Source organism: Hymenobacter jeongseonensis, assembly GCF_015694725.1.
GTDB classification, from domain to species: domain Bacteria; phylum Bacteroidota; class Bacteroidia; order Cytophagales; family Hymenobacteraceae; genus Hymenobacter; species Hymenobacter jeongseonensis.
The window spans coordinates 1-21436 of sequence record NZ_JADQDQ010000013.1; the positions used below are offsets into that span (position 1 = coordinate 1).

Here is a 21436-nt window from a genome sequence, read left to right on the forward strand (position 1 = left end):
CAACCGTAGCACTGCCCGGCGCTACCGTGGAGCGACGTGAGGGAGCAAGTAAAGGAAATGTAGTTTGCGGAAACGGTCCGAATCGCAAAACGAGCGATACGAGCATTAGAAAAGACTACCTTGCTTTCGATCAAAGCCCTGTTACGCGGCTTAACCAGCGTCCTGGCTTTGCTGTGCGTATACGCCCCGCTGCTGCATGGTTAACTCCTTTACTGTCCGTTTTCGGCCTCTTCTTGCCCTACTGCTATTGGCAGGGGGGACCTACGCCCAGCAGGCTCCGGCTCCCCGTCCTTATCGCATTACGACGACAACCGCGGCCCTATTTGCGCAGGCACAAGCCCGCCCTGCCCCAGCCAGCATAGTATCCGACAAGCAGGGCTTCACCCGCAGCGGCGAAACGTTCACCCTCCGCTTGACCAAGGGCCGCCGCCTGCGCTTGGTGAGCAAACCCACCGCTGCATTCGAAGAAGAATCAGCCGAGTTGACTTACGTGGGAAAGCTCGCCCACTTGCCCAAGTACGTGCTGCACGTGCTGTATTACGAGGGTTCGGCCTACCTGCTGGTGGACGAGACGACGGGCGTCATCGATACGCTGCAAGGACCTCCGGTGCCGAGTCCCAAACGGGGGGCAGTAGCCGCCCTCTACCAAGGCTACCCGTTCGAGGGCGCCCTAAACGGGGTCGAGGTGTTTCAAGTAGCCGCGCCGCACTTGCGCCGCAAATTCAGCATTGCGCAGGGCAAGTGGGTGCCCTATGAGCTGGCGTGGGTCGATGAGCGTAACTTTCTGATCAAGTGCCTCCCCGTGGCGGTGGAAGAAGCCATTGACAGGGGCAAATTGCCCGAGAAAACCCGGCAGAACAGCCAAAAATTCACCTATCTGCGGGTGACAATGCGTTGAATACGCGGTAGTGCTTGCCTGCATTTGGACTGCTGCAGCACGGCGAGACAAGTTTAGCGAAACGGTCGAATAAAAAGACTGACGACTCAAAGTAACAGCATCGCCAGCCGTTTTCGCTGCCAGTACAGCAACCCCACTACCGGCACCAGCAGCCACCAGTAGCTCAGCCCCTGCTCGGTCGTTGCCGTGGCCACCGCGCCCGGTGCTGCCGCCACGGGCGCCTTGGGCTTGGTGACCGTGGTGGCCACCGCGCCGGCCCCGGCCGCGACGGAGCCGGCCGGCTTGGTCAGGGCCGTACTGCCGGCCCCCGTGGCCACGGCGCTGTGCTTGATTTTAACGGTGCGCGGCTGGAGGCCGGACCGGGCCAGGTTGGCGGTTTGGGCCTTCTGCCACTGCCGGCGCTGGCGGGGTGTGCTGCCGGCCGGTGCCGGTACCAGGTACGCCGGCAGGTCGGCCAGCGAGTCGAGCACCAGGGGAGTGCTCACAAAGGCCACCGATGGAGTGGGCGGCGGGGTGTCAACGGGCCGGCTGCCCACACAGGAAGCCAGGCTCAGGGCACAAAGGGCGAATAGTAGCGGGGTTCTCATCGTTGCAGGTAAAGGGCAGCCTCGCGGCCGCGGCGAAGGGTCAGGCCCCGGTTGGGCTCCAAGACGCGGGTGCGGGGGTTGGTGACCTTGTTCCAGGCCCCGAACGCGGCCGTGATAGCGGCGGCATCGGTGCTGCCCAGGTTAGCCAGGCGCAACACGCTCGACTTGTCAAAGCCCCCGGTCCCGATGTTGAAGCAGAAGCTCACCATCGCGTCAAACTGCTTCTGGGTCACCGCGCGCGTCAGCCGCTTCGCCACGTGGGCGCCGTACTTACTATCCACGTCGCGCTGGAGCAAGGCGCTGGCTTCGGCTTCGGTGAGGGTGGCGTAGAGGTACTTTTCCTCGCCGTGCAGTATCACGTGGCCGTAGCCAATGGTGGCCTTGCCGGCCGAGCAGAAGTACTTGCGGGCCATGAACCGCTCTTCTCGCTTAATCAGGTCGAGCCCTGCTTTAGAAATTTTCATGCGTTGGTTCTCTCGGCTTCGCGCCGGCGACGGGCCTGTTTGGCCAGGTTGAAAAAAGCGGTGTGCAGGCTCGTGTAAGCCACTTGCTCGTAGGTGCCGTAGGTGCCGCGCTCGGCCAACTCGGCCAGCATTTCCAGCACCTCCGTGCCATCGCCTTTGGGCTGGGCCTTCGGAGCGGGGCCTTCGCCGGCTGGCTCGGGCTTTTTATAGAGGTCGGCGTAGGCGCGGTGCACGAAGCGCTGGGCCTTCAGGAAGTGGTGCAGCACCACGACTTTGTGCCCCAAGGGCAAGTCGGCCAACTCCACGGCGCGGGCCTCGGCAATCTTGCCGTGGTACCGCTCCCGGCGCTGCCCGTCCCAGCGGGGGTCGTTTTCGTCGATGCCCACGGCGGCCGGCCGGCAGAGCGTGGCCACCAACTGGTCGAGGGCGCGGGGCTGCGGCTGGCGGGGCCGGGCGAAGTGGTGAAAGAAGAGCGTGGCCATCGCGTACTCCACCAGCACGGCATCCGTGAGGTTGGCCTCGGGTAGCAGGTACACCCGGCCCCGGTGCTTGAAGCTGGGCAAGGCCGAGGCGTCGAGTTCCTCTTTCCAGACCCAGCCCACCAGGCTCACCAGGTCCCACAGCTGCTCGGACGTGAGCCGGCGCAGCTGCTTATCCTTCAGTTGCGGGCACCAGGCCCGCACGATGGCCAGCCGGGCGGCCACCGAATCGTGCACCAGGTGCGGGGCCGCGGCCAGCAGCTGCCGGGCCGTGAGCTCCCCGTAGCGCTCAGGCAAAAAGTAGGGCCGCTCGTCGAGACGAAAACGAATCATAGGTTGGTACTTTATTCGCCGTGGGTTGGTACTTCAGCGGGGGCGGCGGGTGGCTCCGGCAAGGGCGGCTCGGCCTCTACGGCGCGGGTAATGCGCTTTTGTAGCAGGTCGGCCACGGCTTCATCGACTAGGCCCAGCTTGCCAAACGAGATAATGAGGCTGCGCATGTGGACGATGACAAACGGGGCCATTGCCAGCTGCGAGAGGAAGAACAGGCCCGGCTCGTGGGCGGCAAACCCATGGGCCAAACCCAGCAGCACGGTGTAGGCCACCAGGCGCAGCAGCAGGTTGCGGGGCACCAGCGGCTTGCCGGCGACTAGGTTGTTGGTCACCACGTCGAGCACCACCAGCACCAGCAGCAGGTAGTAGGTGTAGGCCGGCGACCAGATGTGCATTTCCACGAAGCTGCTGAGCCCGGCCAGCACCACGGCCCCGATTTCGAGGTTGAGAAAGCGAGCGCCGAGCATCAAACGACGAACGTGGGCTTACCCGAATTATCAAACAGCTCGGCCGCCCGCACCTCGGCCAGCGGGCTTTCAGCGTCAAGGTGCCGCCGCAGCCGCTCCAGGTACTGCGTGGCCAGGCCCAGGGCTTTGCGGCTGAGCGCGCCCACCACGTCGGCCGAGGCCGCCTGCCGCTGGCGAATGCCGTCGTTGTCGCTGAGCACGCGGATGCCGGCGCCGGTGATGCTCACCGATAGCTCGGGCAAGGCCGCAGCCATGGTCAGGTGCGCCAGCGCCGGGCGCACCAGGGCCAACAATTTCTGGTCGGGTTGGCTGGGCGCCCCGCTTCGGAGCGCCGTGCGCAGGGCGGCCAGGCGGTCCTCGCCGAGCAGCGGGGCCAACTCCAGCTCTTCGACCCGTTGCAGGAACGGTAGCAGGGCCAGGTAGGCGCGGCGGCTGTTCTTAATGCTCAGGTACTTGCCCAATTCGTGGGCGCTGTGCAGCAACTGCCCCCGGCTCAGCTGGTATTGTTCCGACTGCACGTATTCGGGGAACGCGCCGGCACCGGCCTTGAAATCCAGCCACATCAGGGCCACGTCCAGCTGCTGGTCGGCCTGCTCAGCGGCCGCGTCCACGAAGTTGTGGTACACCCACTGGCGGGTGGGCGTGGCGTTGCCGGCGCTCTGCTCGACCAGGCCCAACTCCCCCATCGCCACGGCCAGAAACGGCGCGGCTTCCAGCACGGCGTAATGCACCAGGCTGGCCCGTAACCGGGTGCGCAGGGCCAGGTAGTCAGCATCGAGCTCGGCCGTGGGCAAGCCCAGCTTTTCGAGCAGCTCAAAGCCCACGGCGGGCGCCAGGTGCTTGGGCTCGGCCTGCTCCACGAACGAGAGCAGGGTTTCGAACTTCATGTTCTTGTGCAGCGTGCCCAGGGACTCTTTTAGCTCCGCAGTGGTCGTAAACAGCATAAAATGCATCTTATAAGTGAAGCCAGAGCGGCCTACATGGACTTGTTGGCCACCTTCTGCTGCCCCGTGGGGTTCTCGGCCAGCGTGGTCAGGTCCACGTCTTCGAAACCGAACTGGTGCGCGCGGTTGAAGCCCATGATGGCGTGGGCCGCCTTGAGGGTTTGCAGCAGAATTTTGCGCTTGGTTGGCGTGCGCAGGGCGATGTGCAGCTGGTAGCTGATGCGCTTTTCGGACCCCGAGCCGCCAAACTTGCCGCCCGTGTCGATGCCGGCCAGCGAGGGGTCGATGCCGTGGCCGCTGGTGTGGGCAATGTTGGCCTGGGTGTTGACCGAATCGTAGGCTTTGTCGCTCATCTTGTTCTCGATGGGCACGATTTCCCAGCCCGGCAAGGCCTTGCCCATCGCGTCGACCGCGAACTTGGACACGAAGGCCTTGTCCGCGTTTTCTACGCCGGCCAGCATCTCGTTCATGGCCCCCATCAGGTCGCGCTCGGCCGCTTTCTGCTTCTCGGCGTCGCCGAACTGGTCGAAGTAGCCCTGCGGGATTTTGATGTGGTACTTCAGGTTGTAGCCGTTGTCGAGGCCCGAGCTATGGAAGCGCGGAATCTTGTTGCTCACCTCCGTCCACTTGCGCGTGCCCCAGTAGGGCGGCATGTCGTAGTACTTCTGGCCCGGCGTCCAGTCGCGGCCGTGCAGCAGGCACTCGCCGTACTTGGTTGGATTCCGCGGGTCGTAAGCCGGCAGCACCTTGGCCTCGTCGGCCTTGAAGTTGCGCCAGTCATGGTGCAGGGCGTACTTTTCCGGCCGGGGCTTGGTCGTCACTAGGGCGCGCACCACCGTGGCGTCGAAGCTCTGGATGCCCTCCACGTAGTTTTTCGAGGCCAGCGATAGCACCGAGAAGTAGTTGGCGAAGCCTTCGAGGTTGTAGGCCAGCGACTGCATGGCCGCGTCCCCGTCGATGCTTTCGAACCAGTCTTCCATCTCGGTGTCAATCACCGGCTCGACGACGATTTTGCCTTCCTTGATGCTGCGCTTGAAGCAGCCCACGCGGGAGCCGAGCAAGAAGTCCCGGGCCGTGGTAATGAGCTGGGGCTTGATGTGGTTGTTGTAAATCAACTCCAGCATCTGCTGCGGCTGCAAGTTGTCCTTGCCCCAGGGCGCAATCTTGAGCCCGCCGCTGGTGAGCGGCGCGGCCCCGAAATTCACGTCCTGCGCCTTGTCGCTCTTCGTGAGCTCGACCAGGGCCTGGGCGCCGGGCAGGATGAAGAGCCCCGCTCCTACTTCTTTGATGTCGCGTCTCATGGCCTTAGGCGTGCTGGATGCGCTGCCCGTTGAAGTGGGTCAGCAAGATGATTTTCAGGGCGAAGGATTTGTTGGTGGCGCAGTCCACCAGCTGCAGCGTGCCCTTCTGTTTGAGCTTGTAGCGAAAGCCCCCGCTGGTCGGGCTCGCCGCCGGGCCGATGCCGGCCAGCCCGCCCTTGCGCACAGCCGGCTTGCTGCCGCGGCGCCCGTCCGTTTTGTAGTACTGAAGCGAAAAGGCGCGGCCCTGCCCGTCCTGCTCGTGCTGGTCGATTTCGGCCAGCACCGTGCGTAAATGAATCCGTTGCATGGACTCAAATTGCCGTTTTCACTCCCCGCCGGGTAGGACGGAAATAAATTATTGCGTGTTTTTCCCCTACGGCCCAGAAAATCAGCCACAACGCCCGGCCGGCAGTCGTTTTTTTATTGCGTGACGCCCGCCAGAGAGCGCGCCCTTTAGCGTTTGGCAATTGCCAAACCGGCAATTTTTCAGGTATATATGAACGGCCTACCCTGGGACGAGCACAAGCAAAAAGGGCCTTGGCAATAGCGCCAAAGCCCTTTCTCATGTAGTACAGATGGCAATTGCCGCTTGCTGCGACCAGGGGTGCTAGTCGCGGCCTAAGAAGTAGACCGGTTCAAAGGTCTGGGCCTGCCCAAACAGGTGCCCGTACTTGCGGTAGACGATGTTATCAAAGCAGTCGCTCAGGTGGGTGGCCCGCTCCTGGTCGATGCTGCTTTTCTCCGAGTTCTTGTTCTTGGTCCAGTCGGGGTTGATGGGCGACTGCTGAATGGAGATGATGAGAAACTTGCACTTGTTGCGGTTAAAGCGCAGCACGGGCAGCCGGGCGTTGTTCTCGGCCAGCAGCTGGTTGATGGCAATGTGCTTGAGGCGGTGGTCGGGGTCGAGGCCCTGCACCATCAGGGTAGATTTCCACCCACGGGCGGCCAGGCCCTGCTGAATGGTTTGGTAGAGCGTGAGATTTGAGCCCACCTGTTTGTTGTTGCCGTTGCGGTCCCCGTAGATGAGCAGTTCCTTGCGCTCGTGCCCCTCGTAGCTGTCGCAGAACTTCTCCACCAGCGCATCGAGCACCGTGGTGTCGCTCTGCTTGACCCAGAGCGCATCCAGGGCGCGGAACTCGTTGCCGTGTTCCTGGTGGACGGTAAGGGAGGTAAACGCGGCGTTAAAGTCAAAGCTGAGCTCGAGTAACCGTTTGGGGTCGCGGTCCGAGTCGATGCTGTGCGTAAGGCCGGTTTCCTCGTCGTGGGTATAGGTGTAGGTTTTCCAGACCCCGTGCTTTTCCTCATTGAAAGATGGGTAGAAGCTGTTGGGTAGCTTGGTTAGCCGCTTGTTCATCACCTCCACGTCCCACTCCAGCGGGGTCATGCCGTTGCGCAAATCGCGCAGGTACTTCTCGCCCAGCACGGCCACGTTGTCGTAGGCCGTGGATTCGAGAAAGAAGTAGTTGTCGGGTTCCTCCTTGGCCAGGTCTTCGGTGTTGAACACCCACTGGCCCGAAGGCATCCAGGGCACGGACGTGTAATCGCAGAAAGTTTGGTGGTAGGGCGAATCGGGAAAGCGGTAGATGTTGCCCCGAATCATGGGCCGCAGAATCTTGTTGACGTGCTCCTGCTTCATGAGCGCGGATTCGTCGATGTGGCCTCCGTCGTAGTTGCCGCCCCGGGCCAGCTCGGCCCGGTCCATGCTCAGCATCTGAACGGTGTAGCCGTTGAGAAACGTAATCACGTTCTCGTAATTGCTGGGCGCCTGGTAGGGCTTAACCCACTCGCTGGGCGGCCGCTTGCCCTTCACGTAGTGCCCAAAGCCGCTTTTGGGGTCAAACTCGCGCAGCCCGTGGGCCTGCCAGGCCCCTTCCATCGCCGGCACCGTGTTGCTCAGCAGCTGCGTGTAGGTCAGCCCGGCCAGAAACACCTTGGCCCGGGGCAGGTAGTTCATCTCCACCCGCGTCTGGTGGCCGGCCACGGTGGTTTTGCCCGAGCCCCGGCCGCCGACGAACGTGCGGCGCTTGTGGGTGGAGGACAGAAATTGCCGCTGCTTTTCGTTGACGTAAATGCGCCGGGAACCGCTTTTTTGCTTATTCGACATCGCTTACGTCTTCAAAGTCGGTGTCTTCCGTCGTTTCCTGCTCGCGCAGCACGGCCGGGTCGGTGCTGAAGTCCATGGGCACCGGAATGAGGAAGGCCTTGGGGTCGAGCACCGTCTTTTCGGCCTCAAAGAGGCCCAGCAGCTTATCGGCGTTTTCCTGGGCCCGAATGGCCGCGCCGATGTCGCCGTTTTTGCGGGCCAGGTTGGAGAGCAGCTTGTAATTCTCGTGAGAAATGACGCGCTGGCCCTTTTTGTCCACTTCTTCAATCGAGCCGTACAGGGCGATGCTTTCGCGCACGATGGCGTAGAGCTGCGGCTGGCTCAGCTCAAATTCCTTCTCCAGCGTGGCCAGCACCTGGTTGCGGCCGAAACCCAGGCAGAGCAGCGCGTGGGCCTTGCGGTACTTGGCCAGCATCTCCAGTTCCTCGTCCTTGAGCTCGCCGCCATCGACCAGGTGCGAACGGTATTTGTCGAGCTTATCGCCCTTTCCAAGTTTCTTCATAAAAGCAGGGTTGCCACGTAAGTAGCAACCCTGCTCAAGCCAGCAATAGGACGCAAATCCCTATCTTCGCAGTTCATCATCGGTTTTGAGATGCCGGTGTGTGAGCTGATAAGAAGGCCAGGCGCAAGTCTGGCCTTTCTTCGTTTAAAACGGCGGCTCCTCTTCGCCTGCAGGCGCGGGCTGCCGGCCGTCGATGAGCCGGAGCAGGTCGGCCGCGTAGTGGTAAGTGAGCCGGAAGCCGGCGCTGCGCTGGAAGGCCTCGGCCAGCCGGTGCCCGATGGTCTGGGGCCGGTAGCTCTGCTGACCCCGGGGGTGCGCCACGATGAACTCCCACAGCTGGCCGGGCTCCACCGGCTGGCTTTCGTGGCTGAGCACCATTGCCTGCACGTCGAGGGCCTGGCCTTCGGGGCCGCAGTAGTTGCGCAGCAGCTGCGGGGTGAAGTGGTTCGCATCGCCCCAGCGCCGCAGGCTGGCCTCGGTGGTGCTCACCAGCCCGGCCGCTATCCGGCCCCAGGGCGTCTGGTCCGGCAACTCGTCGCCGCCCACGTCCACGAAGGCGCGCAGCTGCGTCATGGGGCAGTTGCTCTGCTCAATTATCCACTCCAGTATTTCTTCGCTCGGCAGCTGCGGCGGCTGGGGCCGGCCCTGGCCATCGAGCAGGCGCAGGGGCTCAAACCCGTAGGCGGCCAGCAGCTTGGCCGTTTGCACGTTAAAATGCCGCTGCTGGCCGACGACGGAGGCGAAGGCGTAATAGCCTGGCTCATCCAGGGTGCGCTTGCGCATCACCCGGTGCTTTTGGTCACCCTTGGGCATCGGGTTCCGGGAAGAGGCTCAACACGTTGGACGGGGCCGGCACTTCAGGCTGCGGCTCGGTAGGGAACAGCGATGGCGCCGGGCTGCCAACTGCGTCCATCGCCAATTGCTTGTACTCGTGCTCGCCCGGCACGCTGCCCGAGTCGGCCAACAGCGTGCCAGTAAAGAAAAAATGGCGCCACCCCCGGCCCAGCCGACGGCCGCGCTCGTTGTGCTTGTCCAAGGCCCAATCCGGAATCTCGTGGTGCACGTGCTCGTGCCGCATCCAGTGGTAGAGCAGCGCGTGGTCAATCACGCGGCTCTTCGGGGCGCGGCAGAGCATGAGCACGGCATGCGTGAGGAACAGGCGCTCGGGCTGGTTCTTGTCCTCTTTCTTGGTGGCTTGCAGCTTGTGGTGCTGGTAGAGCGCCTGGACCTCGGCCACGATGCCGGGCACGGCCAGGCCCACGTCCTCGCTGGCCATGATGCGCAGGCGCTTCCAGATGTACTCGACGTAGTTGGAATTGAACAGTTCCACGGCCCAATACATCGCCTCTTCTTCCATGCCGCGGCGAATGCACTTTTGCAGCGCGCTCGATACCTCGAAGAAGTCGTAGCCCTTCTTGGTTCTTAAATCGTATTTGCTCATTGGTTTGGGGAATGCAGTAGCACTTCCCCGACCTGTCGGCCGGGGAAACACCACTTATTCGTTGCGTTTTAAGGATTAAGCGCGCGCCATGTAGAACTGGTGAGCGTCGATGTGCCGGCCGATAATCAGGCCGCTGGGCGCGGTCTTCAGCGCCTCGGTGGTGTGGTTGTAAATGTCCCACAGGCTGCCGTCGCCGAAGTTGGTTTTCTCGCGTAACTCGCCGCGAATGATGCGCAGCTGCGCCTCGCTCACCACCGACTCGGAATAGAACAACTCGCCCAATATCTCGTGAATGATGCGCGGGTTGACTTCCACCTGCTTCATTTTCTCGGAGTCCACCTGCAGCTTGCGGTAGTGCTCTTCGAGCCGGTCAGCGGCCTTGCCCAGCATGGTGTTGAGTTCCTGCACCAAGTTGCCGTTGTGCATGGCCAGGGCCTTGAAATCGCCCGCGAACATCATGTTCGAGCAGACAATGACGCGGGAGCCGCCCACCACGCCCACCTGCATGCTCTTGTCGTAGCTATTGCGGAAGCCCAGGCACATGTCCTGCTCGCCGTTGAGCCCCTGCACGGTCATGTGCCCGAACATCTGCTGGCCCTGCCGATTCTGCGTGTACCGCTCGTCCTTGAGCTGCAGGCCCCGCTTGTCCAGCTGCTCCTTCACCGAGGTGATGAGGTCGAGGTGGCTCAGCGGCGAGTACGTCTTCGTACTCGCCGGCACCGCCGCGCTCAGGATGAGGTCGAGCGATTCGCTCCGGAACTGCCGGCGCTCCGCGGCGCTCACCGGATGCACCGGCGCGGGCGCGGGCGCCGGCGTGGCCTCGCGCACCACGGCGGCATCGAGAATGCCCTGGGCCTCGGCCAGTGCTTCGTTGGCCAGGTCCTCATCCGAGGGCTCGGGCAGCTGCTCGAGGCGCGACTGCTGGGCGACAAAGGCGGCGTCGGAGGCCTCCATGCTCTGGCTGGCCACGACCTCAGTGGCGGGCTGCGCTGCCTCCACTGGGGCCACGACGAGCGGGGCGGTTCCCTTTTTGGCGGCGCGCTTGGTGGCTAGCTTGGTCAGGGCCTCCGCGGCCAGCTCGTCGCGCAGGGTGTCGAGGGTTTTGCCGAGTTTGCTGCCCGCCGGCAGGTTCTGCTCGCCTTGGTACTGGCCGTTGATGAAGTCGAGCAGCAGGTCGAGCTTCTGGGCGGTGGTTTCGGCCGCGAGGGCGGTTTTGAGGGCGGCGGCTACGGTGGTCTTTTTCATGGGGGTTGAGATGGTTGGTGTTAGTGTGAACTGATATGTAAAGTTCTTCATACAGAACCATTTACAGAAACCAAACAACCTTTATTTACTAATAAGATACTGGCCAAAAAAAGCCCCGCAGCGGGTGCTGCGGGGCTTTACAACGATAACATCAATTACTCTATAACGCGAAAATTAACGTCCGGAAAGCTTTCGTGTTCTTCGTAGTGAATCTGAATTTTTTTGCCTTCTACCTCTAGAATTAGAGGCGCCGACTTAAGTAATTCTATTTCACGCGAGCTAAAGGAGCCGGTTATTGAAATAGCAGCATTTAAGGTCGCCATTCCATTGACGCCGGAAGTTCCATCTACAGTTGAAAGCTGGTGCTCTACTTCAGCTACCTTATCGATAAGCGGTTTGACTTCCTTCGTTTTTAAAGCGTGTATCGTTTGCTTGATTATACTAACCTTGTCGTCAGCGGGGCATTGTTTTTCGATAGCTGCGACCAATTCTCGGTCGGCAGCCGATGAAAGCCTAAACCACTCTTGCATGGCTCTCTCTGCCTCAAAAAAGTCTTTGATGTGTTGGTGAAGCCTGTTGATGAGTACTGCGGAAAATCTACTTGGCATAATTAAAGGAGTTAGGTGCCCCTAAAAGTAGGATTTCCATTGTTAAAACGGCAGCTTCATCGTCTTTTGAAACTGGTGCTTTCGTTTGGCCAGCTTGCCATCTCGCTTTTCCTGAATCACGTCGCCGAAGCAGCGGCGCAGCAGCTCGAAGTCCAGCCGCTCGGCATCGAGGTTGCGGAACTCGGCTAGGCCGCCCTGCCCCACGAACGTATCCTTCTGAATGAACGTGAAGCGCGTATCCTTCCAGATAAGGCGGTGGTGGTAGGCATTCAGACACGAAATCCAGTAGTCCTCGTTGCAGATGATATCGGAGTTATACCACAGCTTCGAGCCGGCCAGCAGCCCGGTGGCGCACCCGGTCACGTAACCGGTCAGCGCAATCGGGGCCAGCGTTTTGTACATCGTCGGGTTGGGGTTGCTGGTGAAGCCCCACAGGTACGCGCCGGCCTGCTTGGCCGCGTATGCCGTTTCCTGGATGATTGCCATGACCCGGTCCGGCGCGACGCTCACCTTCTCGCCGGCCGGCAGGTACATGCGCCGGAAGTCCGTGATATCGTCGTCGAGTTGGAGCATGTCGCCAAAGTGCTGGTACATCCAGTTACGCTTGCGGGCCAGGCCCACCACGCTATCGGGGTGGGTCACCAGCTCCGCGTCCGGATGCGCCGCCCGGTACTCGGCGGCCTGGCTCTCGGGAATGCAGATGATGGCGCCGGGCACCACGCCCAGGGTCAGGATGCGGCCCGCTCGCTTGTGGGAGGGAATTACGACTTTGACTTCCATTTCTCGCAAAACGCTTTCGCATCGATGACGCGGGTGGTACCAACTTCCTTGGCCTTGTAGCTCTGCTCCTTGCCCAGGCCCAGCACCTCGCGCACGTAGTTGGCGTCAATCTCATTGCGGCAGACGATAACCACGGCATCGTACTTCTCCGAAAACTCGGCCACAATCGGAAACTCGGCCGGCGCCGGCGGGGCGGCCTCCTCGCCGGCCAGCTGCTCGTCGAGGGCCGCCAGCTCCAGGCCCATCTCGCTGAGCACGTCGGCGTACTGGTCGCGCAGGATTTCGTCAATCCACTCCCCTTCGTTGATGTTGGAGGCCAGCACGATTTTCATCCGCTCCTCGCCCGTCAGCGCCCGGTTGGGCACCATCACAGCGAAGTGCTCCTGGCCCCGGCCCATGCCCATGAGCAGGTTGTGGCGCTTGTTGAAGGTGAGCAGCACGCCATCGGTGTCGAGCGTGGCCGCTTCAAAGACGCCAAGCTCCAGCAGCTTGAGTTCAAGGCGGCGGCGCTTTTCGGTGGTAATCTTCCCGAAGGGGTTGTTTTCCAGCGGCACCAGCGTATCGAGCCGGCGCTGTTCGGTGTGCCAGGCTAAGGGCACTACTTTATCTGTCTTCATGTCGGATTGGGGCGCGGTGCTCATGCGGGAAGCTGCTTAATCTGAAGTTCGAGCGTATCGAGTTCCACTTGAAGTTTGGCCACCTTCTCGGCTTTGAGCTGGTCGTCGGGCGTTTTGGCGGCGGCCTTCTTGGCCTTGCTCACCTGGCTGCGCAAATTGCCCCGCTTCTGGAGCAATTCGGCCCGGTCCACGACGGGAGCCGCTTCGCCGGCCGCGGGCGCCACGGGTGCCGTGGGCTCAACCTGAGTGGGCTCGCCGGCCACCAGGCGGCGGCGCTTTTCAGAGAGGGCGTTGTACTGGTTTTGCAGGCTCAGAATTTCGCCCACCACGCGGGGGCCATCGGCCTCGGGCAAGTCGGCCAGGCTGTTGCTCAGCTGGCAGCGCTGGTTATACACGCGCTGCATCAGCTGCGTGAGCTCGTCCACTTGGCCCTGCACCGCTTCAGGCACGGCCTGAGGAGCCGGCTCTACTTCTACCAGGAGCGCGGGCATTGTCACGCTGGTCACCAAGTTCACCGACGGGGCCGTGGCGCCCTGCACGGCCTGGGCAAAGTGGTTCATCACCTCGCCCACGTCCGCCAACCGGCCCTCGCAGCCTACTTTGCACAGCTCGTAGGTGAGCTTCTCGCGGTGGCCGGCCGACTCCTTCTTGAGCAAGGTGTTGACTAGGCTGCGGTGGCCGGTGAGTTCCTGCAGCAGCAGCACGCCGGCGCGGTAGTCGGCCGCATCGCCGGCTTCGAGCCAGGCGATGACTTTTTCGAGGTTTTCCATCGGAATAACGTTGATTTCAGGTTGATTGAAACCAAAGCTATCCGAATGAGCAAGCGGCGAATAGGACGTTTTTAGTCCTCGCCCAGCAAGTTACGGAAGGTCTGCACGACCTCCAATTGGTCGGTCATGGCCAGCCATTTATAGGGCTCCGCGAACTGGTTGGTTTGAAACAGCAGCTGCTGGCCTTCTTCCAGATACTCGTCCAGCAGCGCCCGCAGCGCCGTGAGCATTACCTGAGCGCCTTCCTCGTAATCGGCCAGTCCGTCATCGAGCGCTGCCTGCAGCTGGGCGTTGCCCTGGGCGCGCTGCACCAGGAAGCCGGCCAGAGCGGGCAGGGTCGAGAGCCGAAAGCGAGTGTTGGGCATGAGCAGCGCCACGAGGAAAGCCGGAGGAATCGCTGCTAATACCTGTGACGCCTGAACGCCCTAGAATTGCGGGACTTACACCCGCACGCTCCCCCGGCCGTTTCCAGATGGCACGGCGGATGGCATTCAGGGTAAGAAGGATAACAGGTATTAGCGGGGCGAAGATAAAAGCAAAAAAGCCCCGCCGGGTGGGCGGGGCTTTTTATTACTCCAGTACGGACGGCTACTTGCTTTCGGCTTCCGCGGCCGCGAGGGCGCGCTGCGCAGCGGCCGGCGTCTTGCGTTTGAGCACGTGGGTCTTGTCCACCAGCTCCTCGGCCATTTCATCGGTGATTTTATCGAACGGGATAAAGTCGCCTTTGTATTGCAGGCCCTTCAAGCCCTCGGTGTTGACCAGGTCAAATTTTTTCAGTCCCATGATAATGGTGCTAGGGTGAAAGGATAGATTTTATAAGCGAACGACGGGCCGACTGCCCTAGGCCGCGCCCTTCAGCGGAATGGCAGCGGTGTAGTAGTAGGGCACGTGGGTGAAGCCCTCGCCCGAGAACTTAAAGTCGGTGCCGTTCTTGTCGTTGCCCTTCTTGCCCGACTTGTAATCGTGCTCGAACTTCACGCCGCGCCGCTTGTCGCCGGCGATGCGCAAGTTGCCGTTGCTGTCGCGGCCAATGACCACGAAATCGCCGTTCAGAGCCGCTTGAATCACGGCATCGGTGGCGGCTGAGCCGCGGGGAACGTACACTGCCAGGTCGTGGGCAATGCTCTGGTTGCCGGCATCGCCGGAGCTCTTGTGGTTGATTTCGCCCGTATCCTGGGCAAACTCCCACGGCACGAAGCCGCAGCCCGCTTTGGGGATGATGGCGGTCGAGACGGTCACCTTGTCGGCACCCGGTTCCGGAAACGTCTCGATGTCGCGCCGGCGAATCACGTGGATATCGGTCAGGCCGCCCGGGTTGGGACAGTCGTCGAGGATGATTTCGGCGATGGGCACCACCACGCAGCCAAGCGCGGTACCGGGAATCGTCACCACCAGGGCGGTGAGCACGTCGGTACCGTGGGGCACGACCTGGGCCAGGGCCAGGGCCTGGTCGGGAAACAGGCTCACGCCTATCAGCAACACGGCCAGTAAGAACAGGCTCATTTTGAGAGCCGAGAACACTTTTTTCATGCGTACAGAAGAAAATTAAAAGCGAGGAATGGGGTCGGCTATGAGATGCAAACGGGAGCTGAAGACCAGGACCCCGGCTGCCTGGGCAGGCAGCCGGAGCCGGAGGCTTACTCGGCCGCGGCCGCGGCGCGCAGGGCCACGCCTTTAGCCAGCGCGGCGTCGTTGCACCAGACGTACTCGGCAATGGCGAAGTCCGGTGCCGCCTCGAAGTCGGCCATGATGTCGATGTTGCGCTTGCTCTTCTCGACGATGAACGACGAGCCGGGCACGCCGCCCAGCGGGCCGGTGAGCCACACCAGGTTCTCGCGGGGCGTCACAATCATGCCGCCGGTGTCGGCCAGGCCGGGCTCGGGCGTGATGGTGATGTTGGTGCCGTCAATGGTCGTGTGCACGAACCCGCCGGTGTTGTTGGTGTTGCTGCCGAACGTGCCGCGGTAGTCGCGGTTGTAGAACTTAGCCACGGTGGGCTCGACCAGCATCACCAGGTCGCGGTTAATCAGATGCGAGGGCACCTTGTCGGCCAGGCCTTCGAGCTGGTCGATGGCGTTGGCCTGGGTCACGGGCGCCCCGGCGAAGATGTTGGCGGCCGCAATCACGCCTGCGTTGGACATGAGGGGCAGCAAGCCGTCGAAGATGCGGTTGGCCTGCTTTTTATCGGGGTTGTAAACGGCCTTGAACACGGCGTCGAGGTGCATTTCCTCCTTGCCCTTCTCCGCCATCCGGTCCATGATGTACTGCTGGAACGGCACGTCGTACACGTCGCCGCGCTTGCTCTTGTTGATGCGGCCCAGGTAGCCCTTCCACATCGCGTTGATGACGGTGGGCGTGAGCGTGTAGTCGATTTTGCACGAGCGCACCTTGCCGATGCGGTTTTTAAAGCCCACCGTGCCCTTCGGGTCGAACGTGTCCTTGCCGCCGGGCTGGAGCACCGACGAGACGAAAATCTGGGTCAGGGCCTGCTCGTCCACCACGTCCACCAGCAGCCCCATGTAGTTAAGAAACGACTGGTCCGTGATGAGGATGGTGGAAAGCAGCTGCTGCGCCTCGCGCAGCGTGTAGCTGGTAATCTTGGCGGGCAAGCCCGAGAAATCTATTGCTGCCATGCTGGATATGCCGGAAAGCTAAAGGGTGAGGAATAAGAAATGAATGGTGTTTTTCTGGGCCTACTTCTCGCCCAGGCGCTTTTTGACGCCGGCGATTTGCGAGGCGGCGGCTACTTCCCACGAGGCCTGGGGACCGTCGTGGTCGCCGTCGAGGTCGTTGCTGTTGTCCTCTTCCCGGCCGTCGGTCGCTTTTTGCTCCTTCTTCCAGTTTTCGAGGGTGGTGACCTTCTCCTGCTCCGCGCTCAGCTTCGTGCTGGCGGTGGCCAAGTCGGTTTTGGCAGTATCGAGGGCAGTTTGGGCGGCTACCTGGGCAGCGGCGGCCTGGGTGGCCTTGAGCTCGGCCGCGGATTTCTCCTGCTCGAGCAGCGCGATTTTATCGTCAGCTGCCTGCAAGTGGGCTTCGGTGACCGTGTCGGTGTTCCCCTTCAGGCCGAGAAAGCCTAAGATGTGAGCGAATTTGCCTTCCATGCGTTGTTAAAATTTTGGGTGAATGATGAAGCGGAATTGCCCGCGCCAGCGCCCGACTGGGCCAGCTGCGCGGCTTTGTTGACGGCGTCCTGCAGCGAGCCGATGGCATCGACCAGGCCGTGCTTTTTGGCGTCGATGCCCCGGTAGACTTTGCCGGTGAACACGTCCTCTTTGGTGCTCAGCTTGCCGGCCCGGCCCCTTTCCACGGCCGCGATGAAGGTTTCCCCAATCTGGTCGAGGTCGGCCTGCACCGAGGCGCGCACCGCATCGGTGAGCTCCTCGACGCCGTTCATGCGGGCCTTGTCCACGGCGCGGGTCGAGCGCAGGATTTCCACCTTAAAGCCCTGCTTTTCGAGGTAAGCCCCCTGGAAGATGTTCATGCACAGCACGCCCAGGCTGCCGGCGTAGCCGGTGCTGGCCGAGTTGATGTAGATGTAGGCGGTTTGCGCGGCAATCCAGTAAGCGGCCGAAGCGCCCAGCCCGTCGATGTAAGACACGACGGGCTTGCTGGCATTGGCCAAGGCCTGGGCGAACTCTTCGGTCCCGTCGACCTGGCCACCGGGCGAATCGATGTCGAGCACAATGGCCGAAATCTCCGGGTCGCGCAGCGCGGCCGAGAGCATGCTCATCATGTCTTTGGTGCCCAAGGAGCAGTAGCCACCGCGCTTCTGGATGGTGCCTTGCACCGGAATCACGGCCACTTTCGAGCCGCTGGTATTCGCCGAGCTGCCACCCCGTGGGCCGGCCAGCGCGGCCGCCATGCTCGTGGCCAGATTCAGGCCGTGGCCCGCCGGGGTCGGCATGCCGGCCAACTCGCCCGCCTGGCTCACCCACATCGTGGGGTAGCCTTCGGCATCGGCGTGAGCGTACTTGCGCGGCTTGGCCTCCGCCGCCGAGAGCGCGGGCAGGCCCTTGCCAATGCGGGCCAGGATGCGCTCCTTGGCCATGCCGTAGTACTTCGATTCGAGGGCCCAGGCGGAGCTGGAAAGCAGGTCGTCCATAAGTGCACCGCCTAGGAGGCAGTATACAATGTTCGCCTTTTGAGCTACCGGCCTATAGGACGAAAAAAGCCCCGCCAATGGGCGGGGCTTTCGTGCTTTTGGTAAGGGCTCAGCGTCGGGGGCGGGATTTCCAGGCCACGCCGCCCAGCATGGCCAGCAAGAGCACGACGGCCATTTTGACGACGAGGGGCGGCAGTACCAGAATCATCGAAACTTACCCATCGTGTCGGCGCGGGCAATGTGGTCCTCAATCATGCCGTCAATATCAATGGGCGAATACTTGCGCACCATCATAAAATAATCCCCCTGGTACATCGTGGTCTGGGGGGCGTTCACGGCGTTTTCCCACTCCTCGGCCGGGTTAAGGCCGTGAATGGAGTGGTGACGAATAGCCAGCAGCTGGTCGGTCGCCGGGTCCACTATGGTTTCGTTGTCGGCCACCAGCTTCTGCTCGTAGCCGTCGTGGTCAAATCCCTGGCCACTGAGCACCGGCCCGGCCTGGCCGTCAACGCTGGCGTGTAGCGTCACCTGCACGGTAATGATGGCGCTGCACACGCCTTCGCGGGTTTGCTCGTGGTCCAGCTTTTTGAAGCGGGCGACCTGCTTAAACAGGGTTTCGCCAATTACCCGGTCGCACACGGGCGTTTCAATCAGGTCGCGGGGGGGTTCGTATAATGGCATGGCTCTGTTAAAAATGGGAGGCAAGGTTGGCAAACAGGACGGCGTTGGTGGCCGCGCCGGGGTAGGTGCGCAGAAATAGAATCTCCTGCATGGCGCCGGTGTAGCGGCGGCTCGCGTCCAGGGCGGTGTTGGAGTTGGCGTTGTAGCCGCCCAAAAAGAAGGCGTAAGAGGCATTCATGACGTAGGTGGCATCAATGGCCACGGCGGCCCCGACCTGCTGGAGCACCCCGCCTTGAAACTCGTAAGCGCTTTGCGACGGAATGCTGCGAATGGCTTGCTGGGATGCGACGCGCCACGTATTGAGCGCCCACGGGGAGGCCACCACTGCGGGAAAGCGGCTGGTCGTGTCGTGCCAAATCGGAAGCACCCCGTTCAGGTATAGCCAGGAATAGCGGCCGTTGACGCTGTTCAGGAAGGACTTGGCGTACACGCTGCTGGCCGTGTAGCTGGCCGGCTTGATGGCGCAGTAGCTAATCATGTCGCCGCTGCCGGGGTTGTAGCCGCTTTGCTCGATGGCTTTGTAGACTTCGGCGCCGGTGTAAATCAGGGTGTCGATGCCGTTGAGTGGAACGACGGCGCAGCCATAAGGGCATGTGCCTTCCAGTAGCAGATCTTTGCCGCTCAGCTCAAACAAGCGGGTAACCCGACCCTGGGCGTCTTTTATCGAGCCAAACGCCGGGCTCAGCCAGGCGCCTAAATTCAGGTTGTAGTCGTATTTGAGCTTGAACCGGGAAATGACGTACTCCAGGTTTACGTTGCTGCCTCCAGCGGCGAGTACGCGGTTCTGGTGCGCGTAACCGTCGCGGACCCACGGGGGGCTGCCACCCCAACCGGGGTTTTTGATGGATAAAGCGCCCTGCATTATTCGGGTGACCAAGTGGCCACTACGTCGGCTTCGTTGGCACCAAAGCACCAAAGCGTGAGGATGGCAAATTTCGTAGCGGCTAGGCTGCTGGGCTTCGAGTTATTGGTCCAGCGCCAGGCGCTGGGAAACAGCATCGTGCGGTTGGTGCCGTCGGCAATCACGCGCACTACCTTGCTTTTGGTGTCGGCCTTGTTGAGTGTGGCTAGGAACTCCAGGTTGCCCGATAGAGTAATGCTGCGCACGTTGGCGGCGTTAAAATCCAGCACTATCGTGGGGCTGTAATTCAGCGTCGTGTGCACGTCGAGCGGCATCTTGCCGGCCAGCGCGCTGGCCAGGGCGGCCTGGGCGCGGGCGTCGGTGAAGTACTTGTTGGCGGCGCCTTCGGCCAGCGCGTCGGTGTTGGCCAGGTTTTGGCCGGCCGGCAGCTGGGCGGCCGGCACCTTGCCGCCCACTAAGTCGGCTTTGGCAGGCAACGCCCCCTCCACGGCCGAAACCCGGGCTTTGAGGGCCGTGTCGTCGTAAATGGGGGCCGTGAGCGGCGCGAAGGGTTTGTAAATCGGGTCATCGTCGAGGCCGGTGGGCACCGGGTGCTGAAACCCGACGCTGGCTTCCCGCCACTCCAAGAGCCGCGTCACGGGCGGCACCAGCGCGGCGAAGGTGTGCTGCACCACTTCGCCCTTCACGTAGTCCTGGTCCTCGAGCTGAAGCACCGGATACGAGAGGATGCGCTCTTCTTCCGTGCCGCTGGTACGCACCCAGCGGGCTTTCACCGTCGCGGTAGTGGTGGGCAACTCGTCCACCAGCGCATCAATGGGGCCGGTGGACGAGTAGATGAGCCGGAAATCCATCGGGTCCACCTTCACGCCGGCGCCGGCCGTGGCCGCGTCCGTGCCGTTGGTGGCCCGGGCGTCCATGCCCAGGATGCGGGAGCGCACCGGAATCAGGGCCGTGTCGATGGTGGGCTGGCCATTGACGAGGAGAATCGTGGGCACGCGAAACAGCGCGCCCTTGACCTGGTTGGTGGTCAGCGCCTCAAAGCGGTCACTCAGCTGCTGGCGGGCATCGGCCACGACCTGGGCCAGCACCAGACGCATATGGGCCGGCGTAATCTTGGCCAGCACGTTGTCCACGATGTACTGGGCAATAACAGCAAAAACATTATTCGGGTCGTACGGCATCAGCTAAAGCCAAAGGAGAACCCGGCCGACCAGGCGCGGCGGGCGTCGGCGGGCAGGAGCTCTTGTTCGAGAAAAAAGGGAGCCCGCGCCGGCAGCACGCCGGTGAAGGTGAAGGGCAGGGCGTTGCGGTCCGTGGGCTTGCGGCCGGTTTCGGTGCCGATGAGCAGCTTCAGCGGCCACTCGGGCGTACCGGCCAGCTTGGTGCGGCCGTTGCCGTCGAGAAACGCGGCCAGGTAGCGGCCGCCCGTCAGCCGGGCCACGGCCTCGCTCACGTCGGGCGCGTCGCCGGCCACGAGCAGCTGGAGCTTGACCTTATAGAAGTCGCCCTGCTCGTTTTGCTCGGGGTCTTCGTCGTAGCTGGCCGACTCGTCGAGGAAATAAATATCGGCGAAGTTGGCCGGGTCGAACAGGTCGAGCTCCGTGGCCACCACGCTGGCCACCGGCTCGGCGTAGCCGCGCACGTTGCCGGCCGGCCACACCCGCAGCCCGCGCAGGCCGCCGATGTTGAAGCACTCGCTGGGCGGTATGGAAATTACCGGCAGCATCAGGCGATGGTCAATTCGATTGCGCCGAACGGGAGCAACGCCCCCATGAGCTTTTCAAAGGCTTCCTGCGACTTGTAAATCTTGGTGTGGCACGGCAGCTTGGCCAGCCCCACCAGCACGCAGGCGTCGCTGTCCTTGGCCGTGGTGCCGGTGTGCATCCGGACGCCCCACTTAGCTGGCACCTTCTCGGACACGAGCAGCGGCATGAGCTTGCGAAACTTCGGGCTCTGGTTTAAGAGCACTTGGTACGTATCGGCCGGGATGGCCACCCCAATGCGTTCGAGGGTGTAGCAGAAGAAATTGCCGTTGAGCGACAACTCGCCCAGGATGCAGCCGTGGGCGGGCTTGCCGCGCTTCAGGGCCAGGAGTGCTTTGTTCATGGGCCCAAGAAGCCACATTGCCCTCCCGGGTAATAGGCCGCTTGCCGGCAGCGGCTACCGGGCGATTGGCCCGGCAATTGCCACCGGCCGCGGCAACCCTTCCGGCAACTCCCCGCCCGCCTCCCCTGCCCTTCCCGCGCCGGCC

At 62.3% G+C, this 21436-nt stretch carries 28 protein-coding genes; 1 reads left to right on the forward strand and 27 read right to left on the reverse strand.

Features of this window, described 5'->3' with window-relative positions; genetic code table 11:
• Window positions 1-247 precede the first annotated feature (247 nt).
• Window positions 248-898 carry a hypothetical protein gene (locus tag I2I05_RS18810; RefSeq protein ID WP_196283802.1) on the forward strand — a complete coding sequence of 217 codons (651 nt, stop codon included), beginning with the start codon at window positions 248-250 and terminating at the stop codon, window positions 896-898.
• A gap of 86 nt (window positions 899-984) precedes the next feature.
• On the opposite strand, the gene I2I05_RS18815 is transcribed toward I2I05_RS18810, so the two are convergent.
• From I2I05_RS18815 to I2I05_RS18945, 27 genes are all read right to left on the reverse strand, one after another.
• Window positions 985-1485 (reverse strand): hypothetical protein, encoded by a 501-nt coding sequence (locus I2I05_RS18815; protein ID WP_196283803.1) that lies wholly within the window; start codon window positions 1483-1485, stop codon window positions 985-987.
• Entirely contained in the window at window positions 1482-1949 is a 468-nt protein-coding gene (locus I2I05_RS18820) for a lysozyme (protein ID WP_196283804.1), read from the reverse strand. The genes I2I05_RS18815 and I2I05_RS18820 overlap by 4 nt, the downstream gene beginning before the upstream one ends.
• Entirely contained in the window at window positions 1946-2761 is an 816-nt protein-coding gene (locus I2I05_RS18825) for a hypothetical protein (protein WP_196283805.1), read from the reverse strand. Before I2I05_RS18825 ends, I2I05_RS18820 begins: the two co-directional genes overlap by 4 nt.
• An 11-nt stretch (window positions 2762-2772) precedes the next feature.
• The gene (locus tag I2I05_RS18830; RefSeq protein ID WP_196283806.1) at window positions 2773-3228 is read right to left on the reverse strand and encodes a hypothetical protein; all 456 of its coding nucleotides are present in this window, start codon (window positions 3226-3228) and stop codon (window positions 2773-2775) included.
• Complete coding sequence (locus I2I05_RS18835) at window positions 3228-4172, reverse strand: DUF6712 family protein (protein ID WP_196283807.1); 945 nt, start codon at window positions 4170-4172, stop codon at window positions 3228-3230. The genes I2I05_RS18830 and I2I05_RS18835 overlap by 1 nt, the downstream gene beginning before the upstream one ends.
• 32 nt (window positions 4173-4204) lie before the next feature.
• Entirely contained in the window at window positions 4205-5473 is a 1269-nt protein-coding gene (locus I2I05_RS18840) for a hypothetical protein (RefSeq protein WP_196283808.1), read from the reverse strand.
• A gap of 4 nt (window positions 5474-5477) precedes the next feature.
• A complete protein-coding gene (locus I2I05_RS18845; RefSeq protein WP_196283809.1) occupies window positions 5478-5780 on the reverse strand; it encodes a hypothetical protein in 303 nt (100 codons plus the stop codon).
• Window positions 5781-6080: 300 nt separating this feature from the next.
• Window positions 6081-7577, reverse strand: a complete 1497-nt coding sequence (locus I2I05_RS18850) for a hypothetical protein (protein WP_196283810.1) — start codon at window positions 7575-7577, stop codon at window positions 6081-6083.
• Entirely contained in the window at window positions 7567-8079 is a 513-nt protein-coding gene (locus I2I05_RS18855) for a hypothetical protein (protein WP_196283811.1), read from the reverse strand. Before I2I05_RS18855 ends, I2I05_RS18850 begins: the two co-directional genes overlap by 11 nt.
• A 144-nt stretch (window positions 8080-8223) precedes the next feature.
• The gene (locus I2I05_RS18860; protein WP_196283812.1) at window positions 8224-8892 is read right to left on the reverse strand and encodes a hypothetical protein; all 669 of its coding nucleotides are present in this window, start codon (window positions 8890-8892) and stop codon (window positions 8224-8226) included.
• Window positions 8879-9520, reverse strand: a complete 642-nt coding sequence (locus I2I05_RS18865; RefSeq protein WP_196283813.1) for an AAA family ATPase — start codon at window positions 9518-9520, stop codon at window positions 8879-8881. Before I2I05_RS18865 ends, I2I05_RS18860 begins: the two co-directional genes overlap by 14 nt.
• 75 nt (window positions 9521-9595) lie before the next feature.
• The gene (locus I2I05_RS18870) at window positions 9596-10765 is read right to left on the reverse strand and encodes a DUF932 domain-containing protein (RefSeq protein WP_196283814.1); all 1170 of its coding nucleotides are present in this window, start codon (window positions 10763-10765) and stop codon (window positions 9596-9598) included.
• Window positions 10766-10920: 155 nt separating this feature from the next.
• Window positions 10921-11373: a hypothetical protein gene (locus I2I05_RS18875; RefSeq protein WP_196283815.1), complete on the reverse strand. Its 453-nt coding sequence runs from the start codon at window positions 11371-11373 to the stop codon at window positions 10921-10923.
• 42 nt (window positions 11374-11415) lie between these two features.
• On the reverse strand, window positions 11416-12153 hold the full coding sequence (locus I2I05_RS18880; protein ID WP_196283816.1) for a GREB1-related protein: 738 nt from the start codon (window positions 12151-12153) through the stop codon (window positions 11416-11418).
• Complete coding sequence (locus I2I05_RS18885) at window positions 12135-12794, reverse strand: hypothetical protein (protein ID WP_196283817.1); 660 nt, start codon at window positions 12792-12794, stop codon at window positions 12135-12137. Before I2I05_RS18885 ends, I2I05_RS18880 begins: the two co-directional genes overlap by 19 nt.
• On the reverse strand, window positions 12791-13540 hold the full coding sequence (locus tag I2I05_RS18890; protein WP_196283818.1) for a hypothetical protein: 750 nt from the start codon (window positions 13538-13540) through the stop codon (window positions 12791-12793). The genes I2I05_RS18885 and I2I05_RS18890 overlap by 4 nt, the downstream gene beginning before the upstream one ends.
• A gap of 71 nt (window positions 13541-13611) precedes the next feature.
• Window positions 13612-13905, reverse strand: a complete 294-nt coding sequence (locus I2I05_RS18895) for a hypothetical protein (RefSeq protein ID WP_196283819.1) — start codon at window positions 13903-13905, stop codon at window positions 13612-13614.
• A gap of 223 nt (window positions 13906-14128) precedes the next feature.
• On the reverse strand, window positions 14129-14323 hold the full coding sequence (locus I2I05_RS18900) for a hypothetical protein (RefSeq protein WP_196283820.1): 195 nt from the start codon (window positions 14321-14323) through the stop codon (window positions 14129-14131).
• A 57-nt stretch (window positions 14324-14380) separates the two neighbouring features.
• Window positions 14381-15070 carry a hypothetical protein gene (locus I2I05_RS18905; protein WP_196283821.1) on the reverse strand — a complete coding sequence of 230 codons (690 nt, stop codon included), beginning with the start codon at window positions 15068-15070 and terminating at the stop codon, window positions 14381-14383.
• Window positions 15071-15177: 107 nt separating this feature from the next.
• Window positions 15178-16173, reverse strand: a complete 996-nt coding sequence (locus I2I05_RS18910; RefSeq protein WP_196283822.1) for a hypothetical protein — start codon at window positions 16171-16173, stop codon at window positions 15178-15180.
• A 60-nt stretch (window positions 16174-16233) separates the two neighbouring features.
• Window positions 16234-16641 (reverse strand): hypothetical protein, encoded by a 408-nt coding sequence (locus I2I05_RS18915; protein WP_196283823.1) that lies wholly within the window; start codon window positions 16639-16641, stop codon window positions 16234-16236.
• On the reverse strand, window positions 16614-17642 hold the full coding sequence (locus I2I05_RS18920) for a S49 family peptidase (RefSeq protein ID WP_196283824.1): 1029 nt from the start codon (window positions 17640-17642) through the stop codon (window positions 16614-16616). Before I2I05_RS18920 ends, I2I05_RS18915 begins: the two co-directional genes overlap by 28 nt.
• A gap of 204 nt (window positions 17643-17846) precedes the next feature.
• Window positions 17847-18323 carry a hypothetical protein gene (locus I2I05_RS18925; RefSeq protein WP_196283825.1) on the reverse strand — a complete coding sequence of 159 codons (477 nt, stop codon included), beginning with the start codon at window positions 18321-18323 and terminating at the stop codon, window positions 17847-17849.
• 7 nt (window positions 18324-18330) lie between these two features.
• Window positions 18331-19185: a hypothetical protein gene (locus tag I2I05_RS18930; RefSeq protein WP_196283826.1), complete on the reverse strand. Its 855-nt coding sequence runs from the start codon at window positions 19183-19185 to the stop codon at window positions 18331-18333.
• Window positions 19185-20366 (reverse strand): hypothetical protein, encoded by a 1182-nt coding sequence (locus I2I05_RS18935; protein WP_196283827.1) that lies wholly within the window; start codon window positions 20364-20366, stop codon window positions 19185-19187. Before I2I05_RS18935 ends, I2I05_RS18930 begins: the two co-directional genes overlap by 1 nt.
• On the reverse strand, window positions 20366-20911 hold the full coding sequence (locus tag I2I05_RS18940) for a hypothetical protein (RefSeq protein ID WP_196283828.1): 546 nt from the start codon (window positions 20909-20911) through the stop codon (window positions 20366-20368). The genes I2I05_RS18935 and I2I05_RS18940 overlap by 1 nt, the downstream gene beginning before the upstream one ends.
• Window positions 20911-21291 (reverse strand): DUF5675 family protein, encoded by a 381-nt coding sequence (locus I2I05_RS18945; RefSeq protein WP_196283829.1) that lies wholly within the window; start codon window positions 21289-21291, stop codon window positions 20911-20913. Before I2I05_RS18945 ends, I2I05_RS18940 begins: the two co-directional genes overlap by 1 nt.
• Window positions 21292-21436: the final 145 nt, after the last annotated feature.

What these genes read in the sequence shown, in the direction of transcription:
- I2I05_RS18920 (WP_196283824.1), bottom strand. Translation starts at nt 17,642, where the DNA reads ATGGACGACCTGCTTTCCAGCTCCGCCTGGGCCCTCGAATCGAAGTAC.
- I2I05_RS18855 (WP_196283811.1), bottom strand. Translation starts at nt 8,079, where the DNA reads ATGAAGAAACTTGGAAAGGGCGATAAGCTCGACAAATACCGTTCGCAC.
- I2I05_RS18930 (WP_196283826.1), bottom strand. Translation starts at nt 19,185, where the DNA reads ATGCAGGGCGCTTTATCCATCAAAAACCCCGGTTGGGGTGGCAGCCCC.
- I2I05_RS18820 (WP_196283804.1), bottom strand. Translation starts at nt 1,949, where the DNA reads ATGAAAATTTCTAAAGCAGGGCTCGACCTGATTAAGCGAGAAGAGCGG.
- I2I05_RS18945 (WP_196283829.1), bottom strand. Translation starts at nt 21,291, where the DNA reads ATGAACAAAGCACTCCTGGCCCTGAAGCGCGGCAAGCCCGCCCACGGC.
- I2I05_RS18830 (WP_196283806.1), bottom strand. Translation starts at nt 3,228, where the DNA reads ATGCTCGGCGCTCGCTTTCTCAACCTCGAAATCGGGGCCGTGGTGCTG.
- I2I05_RS18870 (WP_196283814.1), bottom strand. Translation starts at nt 10,765, where the DNA reads ATGAAAAAGACCACCGTAGCCGCCGCCCTCAAAACCGCCCTCGCGGCC.
- I2I05_RS18840 (WP_196283808.1), bottom strand. Translation starts at nt 5,473, where the DNA reads ATGAGACGCGACATCAAAGAAGTAGGAGCGGGGCTCTTCATCCTGCCC.
- I2I05_RS18875 (WP_196283815.1), bottom strand. Translation starts at nt 11,373, where the DNA reads ATGCCAAGTAGATTTTCCGCAGTACTCATCAACAGGCTTCACCAACAC.
- I2I05_RS18825 (WP_196283805.1), bottom strand. Translation starts at nt 2,761, where the DNA reads ATGATTCGTTTTCGTCTCGACGAGCGGCCCTACTTTTTGCCTGAGCGC.
- I2I05_RS18910 (WP_196283822.1), bottom strand. Translation starts at nt 16,173, where the DNA reads ATGGCAGCAATAGATTTCTCGGGCTTGCCCGCCAAGATTACCAGCTAC.
- I2I05_RS18890 (WP_196283818.1), bottom strand. Translation starts at nt 13,540, where the DNA reads ATGGAAAACCTCGAAAAAGTCATCGCCTGGCTCGAAGCCGGCGATGCG.
- I2I05_RS18915 (WP_196283823.1), bottom strand. Translation starts at nt 16,641, where the DNA reads ATGGAAGGCAAATTCGCTCACATCTTAGGCTTTCTCGGCCTGAAGGGG.
- I2I05_RS18900 (WP_196283820.1), bottom strand. Translation starts at nt 14,323, where the DNA reads ATGGGACTGAAAAAATTTGACCTGGTCAACACCGAGGGCTTGAAGGGC.
- I2I05_RS18895 (WP_196283819.1), bottom strand. Translation starts at nt 13,905, where the DNA reads ATGCCCAACACTCGCTTTCGGCTCTCGACCCTGCCCGCTCTGGCCGGC.
- I2I05_RS18850 (WP_196283810.1), bottom strand. Translation starts at nt 7,577, where the DNA reads ATGTCGAATAAGCAAAAAAGCGGTTCCCGGCGCATTTACGTCAACGAA.
- I2I05_RS18935 (WP_196283827.1), bottom strand. Translation starts at nt 20,366, where the DNA reads ATGCCGTACGACCCGAATAATGTTTTTGCTGTTATTGCCCAGTACATC.
- I2I05_RS18845 (WP_196283809.1), bottom strand. Translation starts at nt 5,780, where the DNA reads ATGCAACGGATTCATTTACGCACGGTGCTGGCCGAAATCGACCAGCAC.
- I2I05_RS18865 (WP_196283813.1), bottom strand. Translation starts at nt 9,520, where the DNA reads ATGAGCAAATACGATTTAAGAACCAAGAAGGGCTACGACTTCTTCGAG.
- I2I05_RS18880 (WP_196283816.1), bottom strand. Translation starts at nt 12,153, where the DNA reads ATGGAAGTCAAAGTCGTAATTCCCTCCCACAAGCGAGCGGGCCGCATC.
- I2I05_RS18815 (WP_196283803.1), bottom strand. Translation starts at nt 1,485, where the DNA reads ATGAGAACCCCGCTACTATTCGCCCTTTGTGCCCTGAGCCTGGCTTCC.
- I2I05_RS18925 (WP_196283825.1), bottom strand. Translation starts at nt 18,323, where the DNA reads ATGCCATTATACGAACCCCCCCGCGACCTGATTGAAACGCCCGTGTGC.
- I2I05_RS18940 (WP_196283828.1), bottom strand. Translation starts at nt 20,911, where the DNA reads ATGCTGCCGGTAATTTCCATACCGCCCAGCGAGTGCTTCAACATCGGC.
- I2I05_RS18905 (WP_196283821.1), bottom strand. Translation starts at nt 15,070, where the DNA reads ATGAAAAAAGTGTTCTCGGCTCTCAAAATGAGCCTGTTCTTACTGGCC.
- I2I05_RS18860 (WP_196283812.1), bottom strand. Translation starts at nt 8,892, where the DNA reads ATGCCCAAGGGTGACCAAAAGCACCGGGTGATGCGCAAGCGCACCCTG.
- I2I05_RS18885 (WP_196283817.1), bottom strand. Translation starts at nt 12,794, where the DNA reads ATGAGCACCGCGCCCCAATCCGACATGAAGACAGATAAAGTAGTGCCC.
- I2I05_RS18835 (WP_196283807.1), bottom strand. Translation starts at nt 4,172, where the DNA reads ATGCTGTTTACGACCACTGCGGAGCTAAAAGAGTCCCTGGGCACGCTG.